Raw genomic sequence first — 7,650 nt, 5'->3', positions numbered from 1 at the left:
TCGATCTCCTCTTCCATCCATGACCTCCTTCGCTGTGAAAGGGGGTCAGTTCTCAATGGCGCCAGGGGGGCAGTTTTTCATGGCGCCTGACAGCATCGACGAGTCCACCGATCGCGTTCACCAACACGAGGTGAAAAGACATTACGGCAATCAGTGCCGAAATAGTCCTAGGAGAAAGCGGCCTCCAGGCGCAGGATGGCTCATCGAGGCGCACCGCCCCGGAATCGGAGGCAGCAATGTCCCAGCAACTTCATCCTCGGCACCCATCGCGCCATGACATCCCTCCTCCGCCTGCGCAGGCGATCCCCGCGGAGCCGCACGCCATCGAGCAGGGCACCGCTCGGCAACCTCAAGACGAACTGGCGCCGGCCAAGGATGAAGCGTCCGACCGCCGGGCATCGGAGAAGTCGCAAACGCCGTCCATGCCCCAGCACGGACGGGCGTGAGCACCTTGGATGAACTTCGCGCTCACCGTATTGCACGCACGGCCAGCCCGGGGCGGAAGCTGCTGGAGCAAGGTGGCCTGAGTCGATGTCCATCCTGGCCGCCGTCTTGAATGCGTTGACCAGCGATCGGCGGTTCGGCGGCGGCGCTCGCAACGCACGCCGGCAAGCGACTGACTGGGCGCACCAGCTGTGCGCACGAAGCATCTATCCAACAGGAGCCGTCATGGCCATCACCTTCACTCGTTCTCCCTTCGAGACCAGCGGTACCCGGAACCCGCTGGGGACCCTCAACTGGGTCGCCTGGGCTCTCGTCGTCATCGGTGCGCTCAACTGGGGGGCTCTGGGGTTTTTCGGAATCGATCTCGTCGCTTCGATCCTGGGCTCGACGCCGATGCTCTCCCGCATCATCTATGCCATCGTCGGGATTGCCGGCCTCTATTTCCTGAGCGTCCCGTTTCAAGGGGATCTCAATGATCAAAGATAAGAAGGCGCCCTGTGTGCCGAGCCCGATGATCGAAGTTCAACCCGCCGGCGGATGGGTGGCAGCAATCCTGGGCATGGCGTTCCTGAGCAGCGCCGTCCTTGGCGTGACGGCGCTGCTCGCGGTGTTGCGCTGGCTGTTTCCATAAGGATCTCCGCAGCGCCATTGATTGGAGACCGCCATGGCATCAACCACGTTCCTCATCCTCGCCCTGCTGGCGGCGGCGTGCATTCCCTTGCTGGACGTCATCGCGACGTGGTGCTTCTTGCGCCACTCGCGGTCGATGCCGGCGTGGGGCGGCGTGCTCTCCCGGATGCATGTCGCCCTGTCAGTTGGAGGTCGCTCTCGGCAGGCCCCAGGCGAAGACGCATGCTTCGATGAAAGCGGCCAAACGAGCCTCCCGCCGGCAGCAAAGGTATCCGTCGCCTCGATGCCCGGTGCCGAAGAAATGCAGTCGCGGATGAAAGATCTCGCGATCGGCTTCAATGGCCGCCAGTACACCTATGCCGGCTATCGACATGATCGGCTGGACGACGCGGTTCGTCATGCCGAACTCATCCGGTCCAGATCGGCGCGCTGACGCTGCGTGATCCGGGGCGGGCGACCGGCGTGCACCGAGGCTTCGTTCCGACTCCGCGCACAGGCGCCGCGCACGTTGAGAGTTTCAGGGCACTCCGCCGACGGCCCTCGTGAGATCCAAAGGGCCCATGCGGCATCAGCTGGGCGCGAGGGGAGATGTCTCGCGCGGAGTCGACCGGCACACGGCACACAGGGTGGGGCCAGGTCGCCGCTCAGGTTGGATGCGCCTGGCGGCCGCGCACCAGTTCTGCATAGCGGACCGCATCGTCCAGCCGGTCGTATTTGTAGCTCGCGTAGGTGTATTGACGACCGTCGAAGCCAATCGCCAGTTCGCCGAGCCTGCGCTGCAGTTCCACATCCGGCGCCGCGTGGGCGCGAGCGTCTTCCATCAACAGGGCGGGCTGCTCGCTCTCCGGCAGCGGCGCAGCGGCCCGATCCAGCACCGGCTCCACGCCGGCGTTGCCTCGCCCGGCATCGGCAAAGGGACACCATCGTCGATACCACTGGACGACGACATCGATCATCGAATTCTTTCGCGTCGGTTCGACGGCGGGACCCGGGTGCATGCCGTCGTCACAGACAGGCGCCCGGCTGCACCAGCACATCGCGCATCCTGGACACGGCGTTGTCGTCCGGGTCGGCCAGCACTTCCTCGCCCAGGAACTCGCGGTACAGCGGATAGTTGGACGCGCCCGCCCAGTTCTCGGCGACGAGATACAGGGAGTAGCTATGGTTGTGCATGAGGAAGGCACACAGCGCCTCCCGCGATGTGTCCGTGACGAGCGCCGAAAGCATCTCGCCGGCACAGTCCCCGTCGCCTCCGACCACCACCTTGGTCCGGGTCTCGTGGCACACCAGGCTGTAGCGGGTGTTCAGCGGTTCGACGTCCATGCCGCACAGCCGGGCATCCTGCCGGAACTCGTCATTCGCTTGCACTTGGGCATCCACCCTCATCGTGGGGTGGTTGGCGGACTCCTTGTCCGGCGGTGGATCGCGTACCGGTGCGGGAGATGGATCAGCGGGTGGCGGCGCCGCGCTGGCCGGGTGGTAGAGATACAGCGCCCTTCGGCGTTCGGGGGATGCAAGCATGATCGTCTCGGATGGCAAGGCAGGTTTGCCTTGCAACCCATCATGCGCGCTGCAACCCGATTCACCTAGGCCTATTTCGGCACTGCCGCGAGTAATGGCATTGCGGCGAGCCCTGGCGAAGTCGCCACCCCGGAAAAGCCAAGGGAAGGCTGCCGGCACGTGCGCGCCGTGCAGTGTCAGAGCACGCTTGCCAGGCCGGCCGCAAGGCAGGAATAGAGCACGATGAGCGCCCAGAACCACAGCGGCTCCTCGCCCCGCACCACATGCTCCGGCCGTGTGCCGCGCAGCGCCCAGACCCCGCCCGACCAGATGCTCATCACCACATAGGCGGCGAGCATGGCCGCCAGCACTTGGAAGATGACGGCCAGCGGGTTCACGCCTTCCTCACTCCGTCAAGGCCATCAGCACGTCGGCGTACCAGGCGCAGTTCAGTCCAAGCGACTCGTCGTCGAAGGGGTCGCGGGGCCGCATGTCCATCCGCGTGGAATGCACGCCGATCAACTGCCACGGGAGCACCGACCGGGCCGTCTCGGGCAGGCTTCGGCGACGCAGCACAGGCGCGCCGCTGCTGCCGCGATGGGTGCGCGCATCCGTGAGGAAGCAGCCGCGCTGTTGGAAGCGCACGCCGTAGGCGGACGCGATGGAGGCGCCGCGGGCGACGGCCAGGTGGTGCGCCGTGTCATGAAAGCCCATCGGAAAGCCGATGACGGTCAACGTATCGCCCACGGCCACCGTCTCGCCCTGGTTCTTCAGATGGGCAGGCTCGAAAGCCTGCAGGACGGAAGAAGGCGGCAGCAGCGCGCAGTCGATCTCGACGGCGGCCACGTCCACGGTCCCGGCGCTGTCCGACACCTGGCGCCACAAGGCCCGGCCCTCTCGTGTGTACAGAGGAAGCGAGACGACCGCATGGCGCGTCAGATCGCGTTCGTGGGTGTGGATGGCGATGTCGATGCGGTCGGGGAAGTGATTGCTCGGCCCGTCCGCGAGCACATGGAGATTCGTGACGAGAAAGAGGCGGCCGCCGCGCCGGAAGAAGAAGCCGGTGGCGCCGGACAGCAGGTGGCTCTTGAGGAAGGTCGATACGCGCGTCGTGGTCAGCATCACGGGCTCGACGACGTCCTGGGACGGTGCCTGCGGCGCGGTGCCCGCGAGCACCGCGCACATGCGCGCGGCGTCGCGCTCGAACGCCGCGATCACGTGTTCCGAGATCGGCGTGTGCAGGAGCACCGTCCGTGCGGCCTCGCAATGCGCGTCGAAGGAGGCCGACAAGGCGCCATGCGCCGCGGCCGGCAGCGTCTCGACCAGCGCGGGCAGCAGCGCGTCGATGGCGATCAGGCTGCCCTTGAGCTCGCAGATGCGCTCTGTCGCGTCCTGCAGGTTGTTCATCGGAATCGCCTTTCCAAATGAGAAAGCGCGGCCGGGCCGCGCTTTCAGGGTGATCGGCGGCAGCGGGGCTGCTGCGCCCCGCCGCGTGCTCAGGCCGCGTTGCGGATGTTGGAGGCCTGGGGCCCCTTGAGGCCCTGCGTCACCTCGAACTGCACGCGCTGGTTCTCGGTCAGCGTCTTGAAGCCGCCGCTGTCCTGGATCTCGCGGAAGTGGGCGAACAGGTCCTTGCCGCCGTCATCGGGCGCGATGAAGCCGAAGCCCTTGCCCTCGTTGAACCATTTCACGGTTCCGGTCTGTGTCGTCATGTCGATGTCCTTTCTGATTGCCAGGCGCAACAGCACGCCCGGCGCAGAGACGCCAAGAAAAGAGCACCAAGGGAAGTTCGAAACATCCGCCGGCAGAACGCTGGCAGGGAGCAGGGAAGAGACCTATGAAGCGATGGTCTTGCACATATCTACCGGACCCATAGTACACGGCTTCGTGCCCGTGTGCCGGAATCCCCGAACATATTCTTCAAGGCCTGGCTCGAGGGCGTCCTGCCGTCGCAAGGACCGCCACGCCCGCGACCGCCGAGAAGATGGAGGCCGCGAGGATTCCGATCTTCGCGCTGTCTAGCAGCGGCGAGCCGAGTGCCAGCCCGGCGATGAACAACGCCATCGTGAAGCCGATGCCTGCCAGCAGCCCGCCGCCGAGGAGATGGGACCAGCCCAGATCGGGCTGCCGCGAGGCGAGTCCCAGGCGCAATGCGAGCCAGCAGAAGACGAGCACGCCCGCGGGCTTGCCGATGACGAAGCCGAAGAACACCGCCGTCGCCACGGGCTGCACGGCGTTCGCCCAGGACAGGTCCACGCCGGCGTTGGCCAGCGCGAACAGCGGCAGGATGCCGAAGCTCACCCACGGATGCAGTGCCAGTTCCAGCCGCTCGACTGGAGACAGGGACTCGCGCACGGCGATCTCGGCAATCTGCAGGGTCTCGCGGTCGCGGGTTTCGCCCGCGTCCTGGCTGCCCGTCGGATGCGAGACGACCTGGCCCAGGATCCGGTAGAGGCGGTCGTCGCTCACCCAGCGCCGGGCCGGTGCCATCAGGCCGAGGATGACGCCCGTGATGGTGGCGTGCAGCCCCGAGGCGTCGACGGCCAGCCAGGTCGCGGCGCCCATCAGGAAGTACACGGACATTCCCCGCACTCCGACGATGCCCAGCGTGCGCAGCAAGCCGATGCACAGCGCCGCCAGGGCCATCATCCTCCAGTCGAAGTGGTGGCTGTATCCGATGGCCACCACGAGGATCGCGCCGATGTCGTCGACGATGGACAGGAACAGCATGAACACCCGAAGGCTGTGGGGCACCCGCGGCCCGAGCAGCGCCAGGCAGGCGATGACGAAGGCGGTGTCGGTGGCCATGGCGATGCCCCAGCCGTGCTGGCCTGCCTGCCCCCATTGCAATGACAGATAGATCGCTGCAGGCACCACCATGCCGCCGAGGGCCGCGGCCACGGACAGTGCGGCCAGGCGGGGGCTGCGCATCTCGCCGAGCACCAGTTCCCGCTTGAGCTCGAGCGCGACGAGGAAGAAGAACAGCGTCATCAGCCCGTCGTTGATCCATGCACGCAGAGACCGGGCCAGTTCCAGCGGGCCGAGGCGGATCCCCAACGGGCTGTCCCACAGCGCGAGGTAGCCTGTCGACCATGAGGAATTGGCCAACCCGATCGCGGCGACCGTGGCCAGGAGCAGGACCGCGCCTCCGGCGGCCTCGATCCGCATGAACCGGGCGAATGGCGGGACGACGTGATCGATCAGACCTCGCGGAAGTTGAACAGGCTCCGGTGGAGCGCGGCGAGGTTGGGCCATGGATCCAATCCAGAATACCAGAGCGCCTGCGGCGAAGTGCCATGCCTGGGCGGCTGCGGAAGATTCGCGGTGCAATCGCGTCACCGCCCGATGGTCACAAAGGAACTGGATGCCTCCATGCAGAGCACTCGTACGTGCGAGTGACATCGTGCACCGGCTCGCAGGCTTCATGGCGCCGCGGGATCTGCCACAACATCCGGGAGCTTCGGGCTGATCTGGCGGAGTACGTCGCTTCCAGCGCGCCGGTAGCGGTGACTCGGGCAGGCCTTCATTCTGGCGCGAACATTCTGATTTGCGCCGCACTGAGGCAGCAGGACGCATTCGGAATGCGTGCCAGCCGTCAGTTCTTTGCTCCAGATGTCGCCTATGTCGACGCCAGGAAATATCTGCCCTCGCTGCTCAGGAAGCGGGGCGAGGAACCGGCTGCGCCGATGATGGTCCTCGACAGCCTCGAATCCCGTGGCTGAATACACGGACTTGTTGTTGCAACGGAATTTGCAGCACAGTCTCGCCCCATGAAGTCAGCCATCCTTCCGCAAGCGCACGTCGATCCTGAGATTCGCGCAAACCTGGAGTCAATGCTCCGCAAGGGCGAGACGTTGTCTGAGTTCATCGAGGGCAAGGTGCGCAGCGCTGTGGAATATCGGCGCACGCAAGCCGAGTGTTATGCCCCGGGGCGGGGCTGCATGGCAGGAGTACGTGCGCACGGGCGTGGGGCATCCTGTTGATGAGGTCATCGGAGAAATGCGCGAGCGGCTCGAGATCAAGCGCCGGCAGTTGAGTGCACCGTCAGCCAAGGCACGATGAGCTTTGCGATAGGGGTTGCCCCGCAAGCAAGAGCGGACCTCATGAAGCTCTTTCAGTACCTGCTCGATCGCACCGAAACCGTCGAAGACTTGGATGTGGCGGAACGCGCGATCGTGGTCGGCGAGATGGCCGCCCAGGTGCCCCTGTCCAGGACGCCATTCATCTCTCGCAAGACAGCGCACGGCGACGGACTGCGTCGCGAACTGACCGTTCCATCCGGTGCCAGCGGCTATGCCCTACTCTACGAGATCGCCGATCCCGCCAAGGTTGTAGTGCTCGCCGTCAGGCATCAGGTGGAGTAGGCCTATCACTAGCAGCGTGAAGGCGATGGGATGCGAATCCCCAGATTCGCGTGCGCCGTGCTTTTTTTTCGTAGGCGCGCTGTGGCAGATGGTGACGCGGGAAGCGCGTATCCTGTCGCATTTCCGCGTACAAGACGCACGCCAAATCAGCCTCTAAAATAGCTCTTCGAGAGACATTTCCCAAATTGTTCCCTCGGCAATCTATCGATTTTCTAAGAGGCTGACCTCATGCTGGATAAACAATCTCTTGGGATTGGGCCCCAGGGCCAGGCTCAAGAAGGAACATCACATAGATACGGGAATCCGTACTGGCCGATGCGGGTGAAGCTTTGTCTGATCTGCGCCAGGCATTGAAGGAGGCCGAGGCGAGGGTGAGGTGTGTGACCATCCCCGAGCAGATCCTCGTGCGCTAGGTGTGAAGGCCCAATAGGTTGTTGCGGGTGTTCACCCGGAGAGGTTTTGAGAGACTGGAAATCGCCAAACCCCCAGTCCACTCAAGTCACCCAACCGGATGAACACCCATAAGAATGCCCGATTGACCTACCTGCGCCGCCTGGAGATGGTCCAAGACATCACAGAACGTGGTGCAAGCGCGTCAGAAGCCGCCTGCCGGCACGGCGTCAGCGCGGTCACAGCCCGCAAATGGCTGGCCCGCTACCTGGCCGACGGCGCCGCCGGCCTGCTGGACAAGTCCTCCCGCCCCGAGCGGTCC

13 protein-coding genes are annotated in these 7,650 nt (G+C 65.1%); 7 read left to right on the top strand and 6 right to left on the bottom strand.

The features are described 5' to 3' along the window. Nucleotides 1-531 precede the first annotated feature (531 nt). The 3 genes from Q392_RS25865 to Q392_RS25860 are packed head-to-tail and all read left to right on the top strand — an operon-like array spanning nucleotide 532 to nucleotide 1,507. Nucleotides 532-930: a DUF378 domain-containing protein gene (locus tag Q392_RS25865; protein WP_281173464.1), complete on the top strand. Its 399-nt coding sequence runs from the start codon at nucleotides 532-534 to the stop codon at nucleotides 928-930. After that, on the top strand, nucleotides 917-1,075 hold the full coding sequence (locus Q392_RS33115) for a hypothetical protein (protein WP_157008305.1): 159 nt from the start codon (nucleotides 917-919) through the stop codon (nucleotides 1,073-1,075). Before Q392_RS25865 ends, Q392_RS33115 begins: the two co-directional genes overlap by 14 nt. A gap of 33 nt (nucleotides 1,076-1,108) precedes the next feature. Beyond that, the gene (locus Q392_RS25860; protein ID WP_157008303.1) at nucleotides 1,109-1,507 is read left to right on the top strand and encodes a hypothetical protein; all 399 of its coding nucleotides are present in this window, start codon (nucleotides 1,109-1,111) and stop codon (nucleotides 1,505-1,507) included. A gap of 211 nt (nucleotides 1,508-1,718) precedes the next feature. On the opposite strand, the gene Q392_RS25855 is transcribed toward Q392_RS25860, so the two are convergent. The 6 genes from Q392_RS25855 to nhaA form a co-directional block, all read right to left on the bottom strand. Continuing rightward, nucleotides 1,719-2,030, bottom strand: coding sequence for a hypothetical protein (locus Q392_RS25855; RefSeq protein ID WP_157008301.1), 312 nt, complete (start codon nucleotides 2,028-2,030; stop codon nucleotides 1,719-1,721). 49 nt (nucleotides 2,031-2,079) lie between these two features. Further along, nucleotides 2,080-2,595 (bottom strand): hypothetical protein, encoded by a 516-nt coding sequence (locus Q392_RS25850; RefSeq protein WP_157008299.1) that lies wholly within the window; start codon nucleotides 2,593-2,595, stop codon nucleotides 2,080-2,082. Nucleotides 2,596-2,771: 176 nt separating this feature from the next. Further along, nucleotides 2,772-2,972 (bottom strand): hypothetical protein, encoded by a 201-nt coding sequence (locus Q392_RS25845; RefSeq protein ID WP_038215199.1) that lies wholly within the window; start codon nucleotides 2,970-2,972, stop codon nucleotides 2,772-2,774. Nucleotides 2,973-2,979: 7 nt separating this feature from the next. Continuing rightward, the gene (locus Q392_RS25840) at nucleotides 2,980-3,981 is read right to left on the bottom strand and encodes a trypsin-like serine peptidase (RefSeq protein ID WP_084217414.1); all 1,002 of its coding nucleotides are present in this window, start codon (nucleotides 3,979-3,981) and stop codon (nucleotides 2,980-2,982) included. Nucleotides 3,982-4,070: 89 nt separating this feature from the next. Next, the gene (locus Q392_RS25835; protein ID WP_038215198.1) at nucleotides 4,071-4,286 is read right to left on the bottom strand and encodes a cold-shock protein; all 216 of its coding nucleotides are present in this window, start codon (nucleotides 4,284-4,286) and stop codon (nucleotides 4,071-4,073) included. A gap of 208 nt (nucleotides 4,287-4,494) precedes the next feature. Continuing rightward, entirely contained in the window at nucleotides 4,495-5,829 is a 1,335-nt protein-coding gene (nhaA, locus tag Q392_RS25830) for a Na+/H+ antiporter NhaA (RefSeq protein WP_038215183.1), read from the bottom strand. A 326-nt stretch (nucleotides 5,830-6,155) separates the two neighbouring features. Here nhaA and Q392_RS33110 point away from each other — a divergent pair, with 326 nt between their 5' ends. The 4 genes from Q392_RS33110 to Q392_RS25820 all read left to right on the top strand — a co-directional run. Continuing rightward, nucleotides 6,156-6,296 (top strand): PIN domain-containing protein, encoded by a 141-nt coding sequence (locus Q392_RS33110; RefSeq protein WP_157008297.1) that lies wholly within the window; start codon nucleotides 6,156-6,158, stop codon nucleotides 6,294-6,296. Between the two features lie 48 nt (nucleotides 6,297-6,344). Then, the gene (locus Q392_RS34250; RefSeq protein WP_425425202.1) at nucleotides 6,345-6,557 is read left to right on the top strand and encodes a YlcI/YnfO family protein; all 213 of its coding nucleotides are present in this window, start codon (nucleotides 6,345-6,347) and stop codon (nucleotides 6,555-6,557) included. 75 nt (nucleotides 6,558-6,632) lie between these two features. Next, nucleotides 6,633-6,938 (top strand): type II toxin-antitoxin system RelE/ParE family toxin, encoded by a 306-nt coding sequence (locus tag Q392_RS25825; RefSeq protein ID WP_038215173.1) that lies wholly within the window; start codon nucleotides 6,633-6,635, stop codon nucleotides 6,936-6,938. 511 nt (nucleotides 6,939-7,449) lie between these two features. Further along, a partial coding sequence (locus Q392_RS25820; RefSeq protein ID WP_157008295.1) for a leucine zipper domain-containing protein occupies nucleotides 7,450-7,650 on the top strand: 201 nt, incomplete at its 3' end.

It is taken from the genome of Xenophilus azovorans DSM 13620 (assembly GCF_000745855.1).
Classification (GTDB): Bacteria; Pseudomonadota; Gammaproteobacteria; order Burkholderiales; family Burkholderiaceae_C; genus Xenophilus; species Xenophilus azovorans.
The sequence above is the reverse complement of the archived record's forward strand: the minus strand, read 5'-3'. Positions and strand labels throughout refer to the sequence as shown.